This is a genomic window from Clostridium formicaceticum (assembly GCF_001854185.1).
Lineage (GTDB): Bacteria > Bacillota > Clostridia > Peptostreptococcales > Natronincolaceae > Andreesenella > Andreesenella formicacetica.
This window is the reverse complement of the sequence record NZ_CP017603.1, coordinates 4,086,152-4,105,602: the sequence shown is the minus strand read 5'-3', so window position 1 is coordinate 4,105,602 and position 19,451 is coordinate 4,086,152. Positions and strand designations below refer to the sequence as shown.

General features: G+C 35.9%; 13 protein-coding genes. 10 read left to right on the top strand and 3 right to left on the bottom strand.

The genetic code is table 11. The features are described from left to right. Positions 1-22: 22 nt before the first annotated feature. From BJL90_RS19115 to BJL90_RS19075, 9 genes are all read left to right on the top strand, one after another. A complete protein-coding gene (locus BJL90_RS19115; RefSeq protein ID WP_070973417.1) occupies positions 23-1,204 on the top strand; it encodes an aminotransferase-like domain-containing protein in 1,182 nt (393 codons plus the stop codon). A 293-nt stretch (positions 1,205-1,497) separates the two neighbouring features. Further along, complete coding sequence (locus tag BJL90_RS19110) at positions 1,498-2,388, top strand: EamA family transporter (protein WP_070971923.1); 891 nt, start codon at positions 1,498-1,500, stop codon at positions 2,386-2,388. A 104-nt stretch (positions 2,389-2,492) separates the two neighbouring features. Continuing rightward, entirely contained in the window at positions 2,493-3,314 is an 822-nt protein-coding gene (locus tag BJL90_RS19105) for a HEAT repeat domain-containing protein (protein ID WP_070971920.1), read from the top strand. 62 nt (positions 3,315-3,376) lie between these two features. Continuing rightward, positions 3,377-4,063 carry a response regulator transcription factor gene (locus BJL90_RS19100; RefSeq protein ID WP_070971917.1) on the top strand — a complete coding sequence of 229 codons (687 nt, stop codon included), beginning with the start codon at positions 3,377-3,379 and terminating at the stop codon, positions 4,061-4,063. A gap of 27 nt (positions 4,064-4,090) precedes the next feature. Next, complete coding sequence (locus BJL90_RS19095; RefSeq protein ID WP_205684250.1) at positions 4,091-5,590, top strand: sensor histidine kinase; 1,500 nt, start codon at positions 4,091-4,093, stop codon at positions 5,588-5,590. Between the two features lie 59 nt (positions 5,591-5,649). Continuing rightward, positions 5,650-6,966 (top strand): TolB family protein, encoded by a 1,317-nt coding sequence (locus tag BJL90_RS19090; protein WP_070971911.1) that lies wholly within the window; start codon positions 5,650-5,652, stop codon positions 6,964-6,966. A gap of 360 nt (positions 6,967-7,326) precedes the next feature. Further along, a complete protein-coding gene (locus BJL90_RS19085; protein WP_070971908.1) occupies positions 7,327-12,192 on the top strand; it encodes a S8 family serine peptidase in 4,866 nt (1,621 codons plus the stop codon). Between the two features lie 549 nt (positions 12,193-12,741). Beyond that, positions 12,742-13,224, top strand: coding sequence for a Cys-tRNA(Pro) deacylase (ybaK, locus tag BJL90_RS19080; protein ID WP_070971905.1), 483 nt, complete (start codon positions 12,742-12,744; stop codon positions 13,222-13,224). 159 nt (positions 13,225-13,383) lie between these two features. Then, a complete protein-coding gene (locus BJL90_RS19075; RefSeq protein ID WP_169824247.1) occupies positions 13,384-14,580 on the top strand; it encodes a DUF401 family protein in 1,197 nt (398 codons plus the stop codon). Positions 14,581-14,630: 50 nt separating this feature from the next. Here the strand turns inward: BJL90_RS19075 and BJL90_RS19070 are convergent, their stop codons facing one another. From BJL90_RS19070 to BJL90_RS19060, 3 genes are all read right to left on the bottom strand, one after another. Continuing rightward, positions 14,631-15,533 carry a radical SAM protein gene (locus BJL90_RS19070; RefSeq protein ID WP_070971900.1) on the bottom strand — a complete coding sequence of 301 codons (903 nt, stop codon included), beginning with the start codon at positions 15,531-15,533 and terminating at the stop codon, positions 14,631-14,633. Between the two features lie 2 nt (positions 15,534-15,535). Continuing rightward, the gene (locus BJL90_RS19065) at positions 15,536-15,895 is read right to left on the bottom strand and encodes a hypothetical protein (RefSeq protein ID WP_070971897.1); all 360 of its coding nucleotides are present in this window, start codon (positions 15,893-15,895) and stop codon (positions 15,536-15,538) included. A gap of 486 nt (positions 15,896-16,381) precedes the next feature. Beyond that, positions 16,382-16,960, bottom strand: a complete 579-nt coding sequence (locus BJL90_RS19060) for a TetR/AcrR family transcriptional regulator (RefSeq protein WP_070971893.1) — start codon at positions 16,958-16,960, stop codon at positions 16,382-16,384. A gap of 366 nt (positions 16,961-17,326) precedes the next feature. Between BJL90_RS19060 and BJL90_RS19055 the strand changes: the two genes are divergently transcribed. After that, complete coding sequence (locus tag BJL90_RS19055) at positions 17,327-19,129, top strand: flavocytochrome c (RefSeq protein ID WP_070971889.1); 1,803 nt, start codon at positions 17,327-17,329, stop codon at positions 19,127-19,129. The last annotated feature ends 322 nt before the right edge of the window (positions 19,130-19,451 follow it).

Here is a 19,451-nt window from a genome sequence, read left to right as displayed (position 1 = left end):
AATAAGATATGGAGGGATGAAGATGAAGAGGATGTTTTCAAAAAGAGCGAGAGAGGCAAAGGCTTCAGAAGTGAGGGAACTACTTAAACTAACAGACAATAATGATATCATTGCTTTTGGTGGGGGATTACCTGCACAGGAAGCCTTTCCCGTTGAAGAAATGATAGAAGTATGTAAAGATATACTTGTTGCCCATGGAACAAAAGCTATGCAATATGCTACTACTGAAGGAAATAATGAGATTAGAGGGCTAATGCAAGAAATCATGAAGGAAAAAGGGATTACTGCAGAAATAGAGAATATACTGGTGACATCTGGTTCACAGCAGGGGCTGGATTTAACTGCAAAGGTCTTTATAGAAGAAGGGGATAAGGTGATCTGTGAGAAACCTACCTATATGGCAGCTATCAATGCATTTAAACCTTTTTCTCCTCAATTTTTAGAGGTAGAAATGGAGGAGGACGGTATCACCTTGGAGGATCTTGAGGCATTGCTTCAACAAAATCCCGATGCAAAGTTTATCTATACAATACCTGATTTTCAAAATCCTACGGGGCGAAGCATGAGTTTAGGAAAAAGGAAAAAACTTGTACACATAGCGAACAAATACGATATACTTATTATTGAAGATAATCCTTATAGTGAACTGAGGTTTAGTGGAGAAACCTCACCTCCTATTAAGAGTTTCGACACAGAGGGTAGAGTAATTTACCTTAGTACCTTTTCAAAAATTGTATGTCCGGGATTTAGAATTGGATGGGTTTGTGGAGAGAAGGAGATTATCAATAAATATGGTTTGTTAAAACAGGGGACAGATTTACACACCAATATATTTTCTCAGCTTCAGATCCTGTACTTTTTTAAAACCTATGATATAAAGCAGCGTATAAATAAAGTGCGAGAAATCTATAAAAAGAAAAGAGATGTAATGATAGAGACTATTGAAAAAGAATTTCCAAAGGAAGTAGAATTCACTAGACCTATGGGTGGTATGTTTGTGTGGGTTACTTTGCCAGAGGATATGGAGGCTAAAAAACTACTGGAAAAGGCAATTACACAAGGCGTAGCCTTTGTGCCGGGAGAGGCTTTTTATGCCAGTAGTGAAGTAAAGAATACCTTAAGGTTAAACTTTTCTGGATTGGAGGAAGATAAGATTCAAATAGGCATAAGAAGGTTAGCAGAAGTGATTAAAAATGAAATGTAATTTCAATCTTCGGTCTTCATAAGTGTAACATAGAGTCAAGACTTTGCACGTTTATCCTTCGGTGCATTGCTAAGATGCTCACTTCTAAGTGAACAAACTAAGTGACTGCCACAAAAGTTAAAGTGCAAACTTGCATTCTGTATAAGTGACTAACACAAAATCATAGATTTTGGTCATCTACTTATGACCATCTACTTATGAAATAAGTCTCATTTTATCTCCCTATTTACAGGAGAGGGAGATTTGTTAGCAGCTCATTTTGAAATCTAGTACACATTTAGGAGGGTATATTCTTGAACAGACGTGATATAGGTATAGGGGTAATTATAGCGATTTTATGGGGTCTTAATTTTATTGCCATTAAGCTGGGGTTAGAGAATATGCCACCTTTATTGCTGGCGACGATTCGCTTTGTTGTTGTGTGTCTGCCGGCGGTTTTTTTCTTGCCGCCGCCTCCAGTAGCCTGGCGTTGGCTGCTTGCTCTGGGATTAACCATCAACGTTGGACAATTTGCTTTTCTCTTTATGGGAATGAAGCTAGGGATGCCTGCAGGATTATCTTCCCTTGTGCATCAGTCTCAGGCTTTTTTCACATTGGTGATTGCTATTCTACTGATAGGGGAGGACTGGCATTGGAATCATTTGGTTGGGCTTATAATCGCTATTGGTGGTATGGTTATAGTAGGATTACAGCAAGGTAGCAGCATGACAGCAGCTGGTTTCTGCTTCACCCTGGCTGCAGCTGCCAGCTGGGGCGTGGGAAATGTAATCATGCGTCGAGCTACTCAAGGGGTTCCTTCTTTTTCTATGTTATCTCTAGTGGTCTGGGCTGGTGCAGTAGCTATACTACCTTTAGCTCTTTTATCTTTATATATAGAAGGCTTCGCAGCATGGCAGACTGCATGGCACTCTGTTAACTGGGTTACTGTAATTTCAGTAATCTACCTAGGCTATTTTTCTTCCCTAGGGGGGTATGGTCTATGGGGAAGATTACTTTCTCGTTATCCTGCCGCTATGGTTTCTCCATTTGCTCTGTTGGTTCCTGTAGTAGGTATCAGCAGTGCTGCTTTGTTTCTTGGGGAAACATTCTCCTTGTGGCAGATGGTAGGAGCGATGATGGTGATGACAGGTTTGGTGGTCCATGTTTTTGGAAGAAGGTTGGAAAAAAAGGTAGAAAAGGTCTAAATGCTACCATTTTTACTTAATTAGCAGGAGATGGAAAAAAGTAGAGAATAGAAATTAAGTAAAGCTACCCAAATGAAATTTCTAAGATAATAGGGGGAATAAACATGGGCAAGCGTGATGAATATGAAATGCATTTGAAACAGCTAGTGAGTAAAAATGCTTTTGAAGAACTGGAGGACATGTTAATCTCTAATTCTAACTTACCAGGACCGAGGGGCAACTTGGAGCTAGCATACGCTTTTGGCAATTGCCTAAAAGCTGTGGCGTGTGTTCATGACGATTTATGGCAAATCTTAAACCAGTGGGCAACAGTAACAGCCGAAGAAACTCCATCGGATGGTCCTAAAGAATTCATTCCTTTTTGTGCTGTGCAAGCCTTAGGGGCTATATTTACATTTGTTGATTCTGAAAAGAAAGAAAAAATTATTAAGCTATTTCGGGTTGCAGCGAATGATTCAAGGTGGCGGGTTAGAGAAGCTGTAGCTATAGGTCTTCAATGGATTGAAGAAGAAGATTTTAGGCAAGCAGAATTCATTTTTAACAAATGGATTGATGATGCTTCTCTTTTGGAAAGAAGGGCAATCATAGCGGCTTTAGCACATCCTCCTGTCTTAAATCACAAGGATAATGCAGAATTCTGCTTTGAAATTACAGAAAAAATTTTAAAAGACCTCATTAAGATAGACAAGAAATTTCGTAAGACCGAAGAGTTTCGTATTTTAAGAAAAGGACTTGAGTATGCTGTAAGTGTATTCGTTGCTAAACTACCTGATGAAGGCTTTGAATTTATGAAGAAGTGGGCGCAGGAAAAGGATGCAGATATAAGGAAAATAATCAAGTCTAATCTAGGTAAGTCTAGATTGACTAAAAAATTTGATCAACAGGTAAAGGAAGTATTGGGTGTACTGACGGATAATTTTGCTTAATTAGGATGATTTATGGATTTACAGGTAGCTTTATATAAATATGTAATGCAAGGAGGGACAGCATGAATAATATATTAATCATCGAGGATGACGAGTCAATAAGAGAAATATTAGCTTTTGCATTAAGGAAAGAAAGCTTCATCGTCTATGAAGCTTCAACAGGACAGGAAGGCTATGAAACCATAAAAAACAATCCTATTGACTTGATATTACTAGACCTTATGCTGCCAGACATAAGTGGATTTGATATTTGCAGGAAAATATCTACAGAGTATAAAACGCCAATCATCATGTTAACAGCAAAGGATGACATGTTGGATAAACTGTTGGGCTTGGAGATTGGAGCGGATGATTATATTACAAAGCCTTTTGATGTTCGAGAAGTCATCACTAGAATTAAAGTTTGTTTAAGAAGGATTGAAAAACTGAAAAGCGCAGGTGAAGAAAACCACAATAGGATAAAGCTCAAAGATAACGTGATGATTTTCAAAGATAGACATGAAGTATTTATTGGAGACAAAGTGGCACATTTGAAGCCCAAAGAATATGAATTATTGATTATGCTGGCAGAAAATAAAGGAAAAGTCTTTTCAAGAGATAAACTTTTGGAGGCTGTATGGGGCTATGATTTTCAAGGCGGAAGCAGAACCGTGGATGTACATATTCAAAGATTAAGAAAGAAATTAGGCTGCGATAAGGGTACTTCTTTTATTCAGACTGTATTTGGGTTTGGCTATAAAATTCAATAGGAAAGGTTTGTATTTATGAAAATATCCATGAGATATAAATTGATTATTGGATTTTTATTTATCTTTTGTATTGGTTATGCTGCAATGAGCTTTTATTTAAATAAGGCAGTGGTGAATACCAATAATAATATGATTAAGCGTAGTCTATTGTCCTTTCAAAAAGAATTGTTGTTACATATAGATCAGTATTTTGAGTTGGAAGATATAAGCATGGATGCTATTAGCCTTGAGAATCATGCCAATAATTTCGCTGAGAAGATATCTTCAAAAATTGAAGCAAGAATCATTGTTTATTCTAATGAGGAAGATTTTTTAGCTGATTCTGCCAATGCCAATGGAATCATTTTAAATTACGAGGACTTAGACAATAAAAATAACGATATAGGATATGATGATTTTAAAATGGCTGCTGAAAATACATCTTCATTTGTGGTAGTTCCTGTGCAGAATAAATACTTAGTTGTCTATTCTTCTCCAGTACTAGGGGTTGGAGAAAGGATTGGTATGATAAGATGTGTTTTGGACTATTCAGAGGTATTTAGTTCCAGCAAAGATTTGCTAAAAATGATTAATACTTTGATACTTATCATCTTTGGAACCATATTTTTATTTATGCTATTGCTTTCTAAAAGGGTATCAGAACCTATTGAAAAATTAACAGAGGCAACAAAAGAGATAGCTGAAGGGAAATTTGATGTAAAAATTGATGTGAATTCTCATGATGAAGTAGGGGAGCTTGCAGAGAGTTTCGTCAAAATGAGTAAGCAGATAAAACAACAAATAGATATGATAGCCTTTGATAGAGATAATTTAAAAAAACTTGAGGGGTTTAGAAAGGCTTTTTTTGATAACGTTACTCACGAGATGAAAACACCTTTAACAATTATTTCAGGATATTGCCAAATATTGATTGATCAAAATTTTCAAGATTCTCAGTTATTACATAAAAGCATAAAAAAAATCAAAAAAGAAAGTGAAAATATGAACAAAATGGTGCTGCAGTTACTTGAAGTATCAAAAGAAAAATCCAGTAAAAGCGTTAAAAATACTGAGGAAGTTTATTTGTCTCAAGTTGTTGATAGCGCTTGTAGAGATATGAAGATAAAGGCAGATAAATATAAAATCGCTATTGAAAGGAAGATAGAAGAAGATATTGTTATTATGGGTAATTCAGATGAATTAAGAAGGGTAGTTATCAATCTTTTAGACAATTCAATAAAATATGGAGATGTGCACGCTAATATTACAGTAAAACTGTTTGCAGAAGAAAAGGACTGCCATCTTATTGTTGAAGATAAGGGTAAAGGTATACCTACAGACAAACTAGATAGGATTTTTAAACGATTTTATCGCATTGAGCAGCCTGATTTTGCTGAAACGGAAGGTTGTGGTTTGGGTCTAGGTATTGTTAAAGAAATCATTGACAAGCATCATGGTGAGATTCAGATTGTAAGTAAAGAACAAATTGGAACCACTGTTTGGGTTAAAATTCCTCAAAATGTTTACAAAACGGAAACATTTGTTTAAAATATGGCAACTTTCTTTAGATATAATAGACGTAAAATAGAAGGCTGGGAGGAGTTTTAATGGGAATAAGAACGGAGAAGTGGTTAACAAAGGTGGCGATGATAGGTTTATTAGGACTTGTAGCAATCATTGCATATCAGTCCTTTACAAAAGAGGTTATCGAAACGAAAGAACCTGTCATTGTATCTACAGATATGCGTAGCTTGGAGAATGATGAGGAGGATAAGCCATTACAAATTGTAGCAAAAGAAGAAATTGATGGGATAGAAGGAATCAGCGAGTTTATGGGAGCAATGGGAAACAATGAAGTGATTGCGAGAATTGGTTTAGGTAGAGCTGGGATTGAAGAATTATACAATCAATATTCGAAGCCTTTTGAAAAGAAGGAAGAGGTTGATTTTATTAATAGAGCTAAGGGACCATTGTTTAAAATTAATCTTACCACACTAGAAAAAACACCTCTAAAAACGGATGAGGTTGCCTTTGATCCTATAGAAATGTCCCCTATTCTATCCCCCGACGGTAGAAAATTAATGCATATTCCTTATGTGTGGGATGAATCTGTGGAGGTCATTAAACCAGCTATTGTCTATGATTTGCGTAACCAATCTGTCACAAATATTGATGCAAATATTGATTCAGATATGGCACCTGAAGATGTATTCTATAGAGGTTGGTCCAAAGATAGTAAATATATCGTTGGATTTGGGATAGAGGATGAAGAACAGAGCATCATCACATTTGAAGTAGAAAACAATCAATTTCAGAAGTTCAAAATGGATAGCGATGTATTTAGAATCAATCCATTAGGGCATATTTTTTCTGAGGATGGGAAAGAGATATTTTTTGTAGGATGGGAAAATGAAACACCAGGTATATATAAGCTAGGCGTGGATAGTGGTAATGTGGAACTTGCGATGGCTTTACCAGATGAAGGTGAAGAAAATTTTGTAAGAAACTATCCCTATAGGATCATAGATGGAGGAAATAGAATCGTATTTTTAGGAAATATAAGAGGGAAAAATGGACTATACATTTATCACGATGATCGTAAATCTTTTACGAAAATTGCTGAAGGAGGAGGCGCTTCAATACCATTTTCAATTTCACCAGATAATAAAAAAATCATCTATGCAACTTACTTTAGGAATGAAAATAGCAGAAGGTTTTGGAAGATATATGCAGCAAAGATTGTTGAAGATGCATTGGAGAATAGAATATTAATATCTGAGGATGTTGCAGAGTATCCTGGAATGCCTATCATTTCATGGAGTGGCGATAGCAGGAGTGTGGTGATGTATGAACCTCAAATATTTACACTAGATAGTAGAGTCTTTGTAGAAAGAGGAATTATTCGAAAGATTAGGTTTAAATAAGGTTTTCAGATGCCCTTAGATGGATACTTCAAGATTGCTAGATGGTATGTTCGCCAGTAAAATTCACCAATGAATGAAAGCCGCAGTTTATGCGGTTTTTTTGCGTATTATGATATAAAATCAATTGAATAAGCCTTTAAAACAAGTAAGTATTAGCAAACCTTTAGATAATTATTTTCAGTAATTAACATAAATGTATAAATATATATATATTGACAATCTATGGAATATTGTCAATAATTAATATAATAAAGAGAAAGTCTCTATTTACTATAAACAAATAAATTAAACAGGAAGGAGCTGTAAACATACTTTAAATAAAGATCTTATAAAATTTAACTTACTTAAAGGAGGACAAAGATGATTTTTCAAAGGAAAGGTATAAATATCTTATTAATGACGCTTTGTGTGATACTTATCATAACGTCAATGCCTTTAACTGGCTATTCGATAACACATTCAGATATTGATAGTCATTGGGCTAAAAGTGTTATTTCAAAATGGACTGATCAAGGTTTAGTCAGAGGTTATCCCGATGGTACTTTTAAACCTGATAAACTAGTATCACGGGCAGAATTTATGACTATGGTAAACAATGTATTTGGGTATAAAGAAACCAAAGATATGAATTACATAGACGTGCCTAAAGGTGTCTGGTATGAAGAAGTTGTGACAAAAGCTTTAACGGCAGGGTATATTTCAGGCTATCCTGATGGTACCATCAAACCAGAAGCATCTATAACTCGACAGGAAATGGCAGCGGTTATAGTAAAAATTAAGAAATTAGAAAATGATCCAGCAGGCAGCTCTGTTTTTGCTGATGCATCTGATATTCCCGATTGGTCTAGAGGTATCATTGGTGCAGTAGTGAAAGCTGGTTATATGAGGGGATATCCTAACGGCTACTTTAAACCTCAAAATAATGTTACTCGTGCAGAAGCTATAGTGGCACTGGATAAGGCTGCATCCACTATCAAAGTTACAGAAGCCACAGAAGCCACAGAAGCAAGAACTAGCCATTTGATATTTGATAAGGCTGGTACCTACGGATCTGAAACAACGATAGAAGAGATAAAAACAGATGTCCTGATTAAAGCTGATGGGGTAATACTACAAAACCAAAAGATTTACGGTGATTTAGTAATCGGGGAAGAAGTGGGGAAAGGCACTGTTATCCTAAACAATATCATTGTAGAAGGAAATACTTATATAAGAGGCGGTGGTCCCGACAGCATTATTATCAATGAAGGTCAGTATAGAAACATCATCATTCAAAATGCAAATGGAAAAGTACGTGTTGTAGCAAAAGGAGTTAAAGGCCTAGACGGAAAAGCAGTAGATCTAATTATTGTAGAAGATGCTGCAGGAAATGAAGTAATATTGAAGGGTAAATTCAATAGCGTAGAGATTGAAGGAAGTAATGTGATTATCAGCACACAGGGGGATACCCACATTGGTACCATGACAGTGGCTAAAGATATTTCTGGTATCTTATTGAATATAAATCAAGGTGCGAACGTTAAAGATTTAATATTATATTCGAAAGTAGATGTCAAAGGTACAGGTATCATCCAAAATAAAATTGAAGCTTTCATTAAGTCAACTAGTGGCGGCGGTGGCGGTGGTTCCTTCAATAATGCACCTAATGCTCCTAAGGAACCTAATCCGTCAAATCAGACAATAGATGTGAGTTTATCTCCAACCTTAAGCTGGACCTGTAGCGATCCTGATGGGGATGCATTAATCTATGATGTTTACCTAGGAACCGATCAAATGCTGGTAGAAAGCAAGGATCAATCAGTGAAAAAAGCTGCTGGACAGAGTAGTACAAGCTACTCTCCAGGTACACTTCAAGAAATAACTACCTATTATTGGAGAATTGTGGCTAGAGATAGTAAAGGTGCCGAATATACTGGTGATGTATGGCAATTTACTACCATTATTACCAATAAGGATCCAAACCAACCTGAAGAACCCACACCGATTAATGGGGCGGAAAAAGTAAAATTACTGCCGATATTAAGTTGGATTTGTAGTGATTCAGACGGAGATGAATTAACCTATGATGTTTATTTAGGAAGGGATGAAACTTTAGTAGAAAGTCTAGATCCATCAGTTAAAAAGAAAACAGGATATAATAGCACCACATACCTACCAGGGGAGCTAAACAGTCTAACTACCTATTATTGGAGAATCGTAGCGAAAGACAATAAAGGTGGACAGACGGCGGGACCTTTATGGAAATTTACAACCAAGGAACCAGAAGTTATTACAGATGCCCATGGATATTTTAAGATAGAGAATCAAGATAAAACCAAATTAATAGAGGGTTATGTTACCCATAACCGCGGAGGTGCGGGAATTCCTGGAGCTATTGTAAGCTACCCAGATAATATTTTCGAAACATCAGGAGATATACTGGTTTCTATTGGTGAATTGGCAGCAGCGAGAATTCAGAATGTATATTGGAAGAACGTCACTGATTATGCCCAGGGAGGGGAAAGTGTTGTCAGCAAGATATATGGCGGCAACAGTGTTACCGATTATGTCTACGGATGGAACAAACTGGACTATATTTATGAAGTTCCTGTCAGAGATTTGTTCAACCCCTCTTGGGGCAAGACACCTCCAAGTATACAATTAGAAGGAATTACTTCTGGAGATATGATATCGGGAACGGTTGAGTTTGATTTATCCTTCCAAGCTGAATCAGGTATATTAGTTTATTTCATATATCTCGGTGGAGAACAGATATACCCCGTAGAAGATTTTGGCTTAGGAGGATGGGGTGAAAATTCAGCAAAAGTATCAATTGATTCCAGTAGTTATCCAAACGGACCAACCTATATAAAAATACTGGCCTATGATTACAATGGAAACTCGGTTGTATATGTTTTACCGGTAATTGTACAAAATGATGTTAATCTAGAGCAGCTGAACCCCCCAGAACAAATTAAAAGGTTATCTTTAGTGAGCGATACCTATGGTACAAATTTGGGCTTACATTCCTTACCAGCAGCTCAGAATAAGACTCCAGATAATGATAGTCAGAAGGATATGCTAAATGCTGCCTTTATCACAAACAATGTTACCATTAGTAATGCTCTAAGTTGGGATCCTGTAACTGGTGCTGACGGTTATAAGGTGTATCGTAGTTTTGACGGAGTGAATTATAAACAGATTGGTACAGTAAAAGGTGATCACTATCATGATGTCAGTTACGAGTTGACCATTGGAAAATTAACTTATTATAAAGTTGTACCCTATAATAGTCAAGGGGATAGCGGCGAGGATGCCTTGATTCGTTATGCTGCTCCTCTGCCAGGATTTAATGTAATACTTGATAGTCCTAAACATGGAGAAACCGGCGTTGAGCTTTCGCCAACTTTCTCATGGGCTGTTCAAACAATAGGTGGCAGCTTTAAGGATTACCAGTTAAAATATAATAATATAGACTTATATCAAAATTATACACTTCGGCTGTTTGATGCAACAGATTACTTAATATGGGAAGCTTATTTAGATGAAAGAGATAATTTATCTAAAGATGAAAATCAATTCAAATACCAATTACCCTTTGATCTAGAGCCGGGGGGAATTTATTCGTGGGATATCAGTAGTGCTTATTATTATGCAGACCATGAAGAAACGGAAAGCGGAAATTCTGTTTCAATTTCTTATGTTGGAAATGGACAGGATGGTTCTGCAAACGGAGAAAACATGTTTACTACCTCCATTAATAGTCAAGGACAGGACAATATACCTCAAATAGATTTTTTGAACTTTGAAAACAGTCAGTTTAATAAAGGGCATGTATTGGTGAAAACCAATGACATGGCAGACTTGGTAAAAAACCTTGAGTTTTTAGGCAGTGGGAGCCTTAAGACCTGGGATGAAACGGGTTGGAGTATGGTGAAGGTGCCTCAGGATACGGACGTTAAAAACTTTATTCACCAGCTACTTAAGGACCCGAGTGTTGTTATTGCTCAGCCGGACTATCTGATGGATAGTCCTCAGCCTGTCACAGTAGATGGTGGTATAAAACTATTGACCCAAGCTGAATCCGGCTCTGTCAATACTGTGATGGGACCAGAAGTTGATGTAGATAGGTTGTGGGGATTAAAGAATATTCGTGCAGAAGAAGCTTGGCAGAAAACCACTGGGTCGGAAAATGTAATCCTTGCTATCATAGACACTGGGGTACAAATGGACCATCCTGAATTTGCCGATAAGGTTTTTGTTGACCCCTATGATGCCACAGGAGAAGAAACGCCCTATACCGATCTTAATGGTCATGGTACCCACGTGGCAGGTATTGCTGGAGATAATGGCAGAAACGGAGAACTTGCTGGGGTGGCATGGGATTCTCCCATTATGCCGATAAAAACAATGGATCAAGCTGGTGCTATTTGGGTCTCTTATGTGGTTGAAGCAATCTCCTATGTTGCCGAGTATGTGGAAAAAAATCCTGACAAACGCGTAGTAATTAATATGAGCATCACCGGTAGAGGCTATAACTTTGCTCTTAAAGATGCTATTGATCAGGCTTTAGAAAATGGCGTGGTGTTTGTAACTTCTGCTGGAAACTTTTCTAAAAGAGTTCCTGGTTATCCCGCCGCCTATAACGGAGTTATTGCTGTGGCAGCCTCCACACCTAAGGATACACGGGCAGATTTTTCCTCCACAGGTCCATGGATTTCTGTAGCAGCACCGGGAATGATGATTTACTCAACATACTATGGACACACTTATCAGTTCCAGGAGGGTACTTCTATGGCATCCCCATATGTAGCAGGGGCAGCAGCCTTGCTGTTATCAGAATATCCTGAATTGACCCCTGCCCAGGTGAAAAATCAGCTGGAAAAAACCGCTCAAGGTGACGGTTTTACAGAAGAACTGGGATATGGCGTTATTGATATGGAGGCTATGTTGGGGGAAATTCAGTCGGTTGAAGATGGTACTTTAAAGGTAAAGACCAATATTAAGGAAACAGAATCGGTTACTGGTGTGGGTCACGGAGTTCTTAGTGTATTTGATAAAGATGAAAATCTAATGAGCTATGGCACCACAGGGGAAAATGGAGGTCATATCTTCCATTACCTTAAGCCAGGAGAATACAAAGTAGTGCTTTCTTACTATAGTCCATTTGAGGCTGAGTATCAGCACGAAGTAAAAGATGTAACGATCCTATCCTCTGAAACAACAGAACTTCAAATCGAATTTTAAATACCATCTAGGGTTGACACGAAAATATTCTATGTAGAAAACATTCACCAAGTTGTTGAACATAATACTGAAAAGCAGGGACTTTTAAACCCTGCTTTTTACTTTTAGAAAAAACTAGCTGATGTAGATGATATCTTTAATACTTATTTGAGAAGTTTTTTTCTTTTTTTTTAAGTTGATTTAAAACACCTAAGAAATAATTTGCATTTTCTTCAGCAGTATACACAATCATTGAAGCACTATGAGGCTGTTCAGATTTCTCCTTAAGTGTATTTCTGTGTTATTTTAGGTAGAATGTAGAGGCATTAAAAATAGATATTTAAATTGCTATGTAATTATGATATAAATATATAGTATATGCAAATTTTTCAAAAAGGAATGATTGACATGCTAGTATTTTCTTTAGGAATTTCATTAGGGCTTATATTATAGATATCCTATTAAGTTTTAAGGAGCTTTGAATATATAGGAGGTAGTATGAAGAGAGCGGATTTATATCCAGCAGATATATAAATAAAGCGTAAAAATCAATTAAGGGAGGGAGAAACAATGGCAAATGTAAAAACAAATGCTATGCGGATTCTTGAAAAAGCTGGGATCCCATACAAAACATATAATTATGATTGTAGTAACGGTTTGATCGATGGTATTTCGGTTGCTACAAAACTAGGGCAGCCTATTGAAAAGGTTTATAAAACTTTAGTGACTCGAGGAACCAGCAGAGAATACTATGTTTTTGTCATTCCTGTTGCTAAAGAACTTGATTTAAAAGCTGCAGCAAAGGCAGTTGGTGAAAAGGCAGTTGAGATGATTAAGGTTACTGATATGAATAAGGTAACAGGTTATATTCGTGGAGGGTGCTCACCTATAGGGATGAAAAAAGAGTACAAAACTGTATTAGATAGCTCCTGCAAAGTTCTAGACACCTTCATTGTAAGTGCAGGAAAACTAGGCCATCAGATTGAGATAGATCCTAAGGACTTAAGTAATCTCCTTCATTGCAGCATAGAGAGCATTACAATGCAGCAATAAAATTCTTTAACCTAGACTTAAAATTTCCATGAATATTTTAATAAATATTAAGTTGCTATTTTACTGAGAGATAAATTATAATATAGGTATATTTTTTAAAAAAGGAATGATGACATGCTAGTATTTTCATTAGGGGTTTCTTTGGGGGTTATCTTATTTTTGGTAAATAGGAAAATTAATATGGGCTATTCTATGATCGTAGCAGCTGCTTTATTAGCTTTATTAAATGGTAGAAGTATACCATACATTGTGAATACATTTCTTCATACTATCGTGAGCCAATCTACGATTACACTGGCTTTAACTGTAGGTCTGATTACTGTTTTAGCTTATTTGATGGACCAATACCTTATTTTAGATAGGATGGTAGTTTCCTTAGAAACTATTTTAAGAAGTGCGAAACTCACGATACTACTAGCTCCTTCGATTATGGGCACGCTTTTGGTCTATGGTGGTGCACTAATGTCTTGTCCTGTGGTAGGAAGGCTAGGAGATAGATTGTCCATTTCTAAAGATGAAAAAGCCACCATCAACTTACTTTTTCGACATACTCTTTTTCTTATTTTTCCCTTATCTCCAGCGATGATTTTGGCGATAGAATTGGGGGAAATCGCTGCTTGGGATCTTATAAAAATTCAATTTCCTATAAGCGTATTTATGTATATATTAGGCTACATACTTTTTATTAGAAATTATAAGGATCCAGAGATAAAAAAAGTAAATACACAGGAATATCTAAAAGCTATTATGCAGTTTTTATTATATGCTTTACCTATCCTCATTAGCTTATTAGGCGCTCTTATTTTTTCTATGCCGTTTTATATTTCCCTTCTATTGGGTATTGGGATTAGTATGGCTATCAACACCTATGACAAAAGGTACGATACTAAATATGATATGGGAGAAAACCCCTTAAAGACTATGTATAAAGGACTAAAGATGCCCTTAGTTATAGCAATCATCGGTATTATGTTTTATAGAAATATTGTAACAGATATGGATGAAATCTATGTTTTTTTCGGCAACCTTTTAGAGCAGGGGATGCCTTTGGAGCTATTGATATTTATGGCCTGTGCTGTTATCTGTTTGTCTTTAGCCTCTGCACAGCCAGGAATTGCTATATTGTTTCCAATTGTGCTACCTCTAGCACCTGATTACGATACAAAACTTCTATATGCTATGTTTATTTTTACTACTTCATTTTTGTTCTATTATATCTCACCATTGCATTTATGCCAGGTTTTAACGTTAGAATACTTTGAAGTAGGCTTAAGAAAACTATATAAAAATTATGTGTATCTGATACCACTTACTTTTCTTTCTATGGTTGCTATATATGTAGTAAATATTTTTTAACGATAAAGAAAGAACCCTCTAGCTATATTTTCATATAGCAGAGGGTTTTTTTATCTTATATTTGTTAAACCAGTAGATTTCGCAGCATTTATAGCAGATTGGAATTCTTCTTTAGTGATTCGTCTATTTATTGTCTCATACTTATGGGCCTTATAGGCGGGATAATACTGAGCCATGATATTAACATAGGTATCAGGGGAAAGGTCATCAGCAATAAATTGCATAATTTTTTCAGTCCCAGCAAGGTTCTGTGGCATTACTAAATGACGGATGAGTAAACCTTGATAAGCAATAGCTTCTTCATTGACTTTTAAATCTCCCACTTGACGATACATTTCTTTTACAGCCTTTTTAGCGATGCTATAGTATTGTTTTACCTTTAAGTACGCTTCGGCAGTGAGATCATCAGCAAATTTGATGTCTGGCATATAGATATCAACAATTCCCTCCAATAGCTTTAAGGTATCTACTAAATCGTAGCCATTGGTATTGTATACAATGGGAATAGCCAAACCTTTTTTAGCTGCAATATAAATAGCCTCCACAATTTGAGGAATGATGTGTCCTGGTGATACTAGATTAATGTTATGGCATTGACGATTTTGCAAATATAGCATCAAGTCCGCTAATTGGGAAGGAGTCATTTCTTTACCTTCACCGCAATGGCTAATCTCATAGTTTTGACAGAAGACACATTTTAAGTTGCAGTGAGAGAAGAAAATAGTTCCAGAACCGTAACGACCTACTAATTCCCTTTCCTCACCAAAATGAGATTCAGCTCCTGAAACTACCACATTATCTAAGGTTCTACAGTAGCCTCTTTCCCCTGATAATCGGTTGACCTTACATTGATGGGGACATAAAACACAATCCTTCAACATTTCCTTTAAAAGATTTACCCTGGTTAATAATTCTTGATTTTTCAATAAAGATAAATAACTTGGTTTCAACATTTTTATCCTCTTTTCTTTTTAGTAGTCATGCTTACGAACTTTTCTTCTCCTTTTTTAAGCTGGGTTAGAACACCTAAGAAGTAATCTAAATTTTGTTCGGCAGCATACATAATGATCGAGGCATTATCATTGAACTCAGGAGAAATATTTAGGAGTTCTATTGATTTCATTGTAGAATGAATGGTTCTGTATTCCTTTAAAATTTTGATAACTAACTTATTTGCTTTATCAAAACCATCTATACTCAGAGTTTCATAGATATATAGCGTGTGGTAAGGAAGATCACTTAAATATTTATAAGCTCCTTTAAAGCATGCAATGGCACGCATAATTTCGTTGACAGAAACTAGTTTTCCTGGCATTGTATTACCCCTTTCTGCATAAGATATATAGTACTAATCTTTATCGGTAAGCTAGGATTTTCAATATTGGTTTTAGCAAAATTAGCGAATACACTTTTAAAAAGAAAACGCTGTGACAACAGTCTATATATAGATAGAAATATGGGTATTTCATTTTAGTAATAGATCTCCTATTTAGTATGTACGACTTTGGATATATGAACACATGGAAAAAAAGAAAAAAGCACACTCAGACTGTTTAAATTCCTCCTTTAGAGCATTTCTGTGTCATTTTAGGCAGATGTAGGTTGAAGAAATTTATTTGGTAAATTTATACTTTTTTTTATTGAACTTTTAAAAAATATTTATTTTAAGGGAAAGGTTTTGGGAAGTGTATCTAATTTGCATTTTATTAAGCTTTGTTTTAAAAGAAAAAAAGAAACGGCAAGTACCATTTCTTTTTGTATGTAGTGTTTTAATATAATTTTAATATAGAAGCAGGAATGACTATAAAATGCTAACTAATCGCTTCACATAATTACGAATATACTCAGGAAGGTCATACTGACCATCGTGTAGACTCCAATCATAAACAATTCCTCTTACAGCAATAAATAGAAACCTTACAGTTTCCTCTGGTGTCATATCGGTAGAAAGCTCTCCTTTTTTTTGTCCTTCCTCAATGATCTTCTGTAGCACACGCTGCATATGTCTTCCTTTTATTGTAAATAGGTTGTTTTTAACATTATATAATTGTTTGACAAAATCAATGCCTTTTTCTAAGTTATAATCAGCATAATACTGAAAAAATTCTACTATTTTTTCTTGAGCACTTCCATCCTTGATATTAACAGCTACAACATTTAAAAAGTAGTCATCTGCTAATTTAAATATTCTATCCAATATTTCACTTTTTGATTTAAAGCTGTTATAGAAGGATCCTACGGATACATCAGCTGCTTTGCATATCTCTTCTACGGTAATATTTTGAAAACCTTTTTTTTCAATCAGATCAAAAGCAACGCGATATATTTTGTCCTGTGTATTGAGGGCTTGGATCTGTCGACTGGTTAGTTTTTTTTTCATAATAAGATTTCTCCTATCTTTATATTGAAGTAATAAGAAAATTATAACAAATATATTACTTAAAGTAAATTAGACCAAAAAGCACTTTATTAGGAGGGTAGGGAGAAAAATGCTAAGGAGTTGTTAAAAAATTATTAAGAAAATATTGACGAACAATTAACAATTTTATATAATGAATACATTCAGTGAATGTATTCTATAAAATAATCACTGTAATAATAGAATGAATTCTTTAGCTATTTTATGGCGCCCGATAGCTGAAACATGAAAAACTTTATTAAGGGTTGTTTTTACAGCTAGTAGTGTAAGGAGAACAATGTCAAAAAGTACTTAGTGTAAAAAAAGAAAAGTAGGAGGAATGAAAGGATGGAGAAAATTTTCACATCGAAGCGAATGATTGCTATTCTAGTGTGTATCGTTCTAATTGTATCTATCGTGGGCTGTCAGTCTAAGTCTGCAGAATCAACAGAGTCAGCAATGTTTAAAGCTGGGACCTATAGGGCATCTGCAGCTGGTCATAATGGAGATATAGAGGTTGAGGTTACTGTAGATGAAAGCTCAATTAAGGATGTCAAAATTTTAGATCATAAGGAAAGTCCTGGGATAACAGATCCAGCAATAGAAAGAATACCTAAAGCAATTGTAGAAGATCAAACCTTAGCTGTTGATGCTATATCAGGTGCGACGGTTACGAGTAAGGCAATCATAGCTGCAGTAACAGAAGCTATCAAATTAGCAGGTGGAGATATTGATGCTTTAAACGTGAAAAGAGATAGTGCAGAAGTTACAGGTGAAGCTGTAGAGTATACAACAGATGTAGTTGTTATCGGTGGTGGTGGTGCAGGTCTTGCTGCTGCAGTATCTGCTCATCAAAATGGTGCAGAGGTTATTGTTATTGAAAAAATGCCAAGACTTGGTGGAAATACAATTCTTTCAGGAGGCGCACTTAATGCTGCCGGGTCCCCAAGACAGGTTGCACAAGGTATTGAAGATTCTCCTGATAAACACTTTACACAAACCTATGAAGGTGGCGACAAAGTGGGAAATCCCTCTTTAATAAAAGTGCTGACAGACAATGCATATCCTGCTGTTGAGTGGCTTGAAAGTATGGGTATGAAGTTCAACGATGAAGTATTTACTGTTTTAGGTGGTTTGTGGCCAAGAGCCCATAAGCCTTCTACACCATTAGGAACTGGTTTTATAGACACATATCAAAATTATATTAATGAAAATGATGGCATTGAAGTTTTATTAGATACCGAAGCAGTTGAACTAATAGTAGAAAACGACAAGGTTGTAGGGGTTAAAGCAAAAGGTTTAAAAGGAGACGTAATCCTTAATGCAAACAATGGTGTAGTCCTTGCATCAGGTGGTTTTGGGGCTAACATTGAGTTGAGAGATAAGTACAACGAAAGCTGGCCTGCCCTTACTGAAATTAAAACCACCAATCATCCAGGTGCAACAGGGGATGGTTTGCTACTAGCTGAAGCTGTTGATGCGAACTTCGTGGGATTAGAACATATTCAATTACTTCCAATGGGGGATCCTGTGTCAGGAAGTCTCAGTGGAAATATAGAACAAGGTGTTGAAAATCGTATTTTTGTCAATAAAGATGGTAATCGTTTCGTAGATGAAGGCGCTAGAAGAGATGTCATGACAAAAGCATTGATGGAACAACAGGATGCTTACATGTGGGTAATTGTTGATAAGCATTCTTATCCAACAGGAGATACGAAAAATAACTTCAACGAATCAATCGATGAACTTATTGAACAAGGTAGAGCTTTTAAAGGCGATACTCTAGAGGAACTTGCAGAAAAGATTGGTGTAGACCCTACTAACCTTATTAATGCAGTAAATGAATTTAACAAAGCTGTAGAAGCAGGTGGTGCAGATGCTTTTGGGAGAACATTATTTGCTGATAAGATTGATACTGCTCCATTCTATGCAGGTGGACGCGTTCCTACAGTGCATCACACCATGGGTGGTGTTGAAATAAACGAAAATGCACAGGTTTTAGACAAAAATGGAAATGTAATACCGGGATTATATGCAGCTGGTGAGGTTACAGGTGGAATTCATGGTACGAACCGTTTAGGTGGTAATGCACTAGCGGATATAGCAGTATTTGGAAGGATTGCTGGAGAAAGTGCTGCAGCAAAGAAATAGCAATTTTTTTACTTTTGATTTGAGTTAAAAAATAGAACAGCTTTAGAATAGAAGACAAGTTTGAAAGCCTGTCGTAGTATGAAAGCCGCATTTATGCGGCTTTTTTCTATGCTTTATAACATCTTTAATTTTGTTTTATAGGTGTAGCAAGTATATGTCTTTGGTTTTGACTTTTAATAGGTATTTATAAAAAACTAGGGATAATAAGAAAGGATTTTAAGAATATTTAGCGAATTATTCTCATTTAAGATAGAAATATACTAGTAGGTTGTAGGAAATAATAATTAATAGAAATAATGAACTAAGCAAGCAAATTTCTAGA

Coding starts and splice junctions, on each gene's coding strand:
- ybaK (WP_070971905.1), top strand. CDS start 12,742: ATGGCAAATGTAAAAACAAATGCTATGCGGATTCTTGAAAAAGCTGGG.
- BJL90_RS19085 (WP_070971908.1), top strand. CDS start 7,327: ATGATTTTTCAAAGGAAAGGTATAAATATCTTATTAATGACGCTTTGT.
- BJL90_RS19065 (WP_070971897.1), bottom strand. CDS start 15,895: ATGCCAGGAAAACTAGTTTCTGTCAACGAAATTATGCGTGCCATTGCA.
- BJL90_RS19090 (WP_070971911.1), top strand. CDS start 5,650: ATGGGAATAAGAACGGAGAAGTGGTTAACAAAGGTGGCGATGATAGGT.
- BJL90_RS19095 (WP_205684250.1), top strand. CDS start 4,091: ATGAGATATAAATTGATTATTGGATTTTTATTTATCTTTTGTATTGGT.
- BJL90_RS19060 (WP_070971893.1), bottom strand. CDS start 16,960: ATGAAAAAAAAACTAACCAGTCGACAGATCCAAGCCCTCAATACACAG.
- BJL90_RS19055 (WP_070971889.1), top strand. CDS start 17,327: ATGGAGAAAATTTTCACATCGAAGCGAATGATTGCTATTCTAGTGTGT.
- BJL90_RS19115 (WP_070973417.1), top strand. CDS start 23: ATGAAGAGGATGTTTTCAAAAAGAGCGAGAGAGGCAAAGGCTTCAGAA.
- BJL90_RS19100 (WP_070971917.1), top strand. CDS start 3,377: ATGAATAATATATTAATCATCGAGGATGACGAGTCAATAAGAGAAATA.
- BJL90_RS19070 (WP_070971900.1), bottom strand. CDS start 15,533: ATGTTGAAACCAAGTTATTTATCTTTATTGAAAAATCAAGAATTATTA.
- BJL90_RS19105 (WP_070971920.1), top strand. CDS start 2,493: ATGGGCAAGCGTGATGAATATGAAATGCATTTGAAACAGCTAGTGAGT.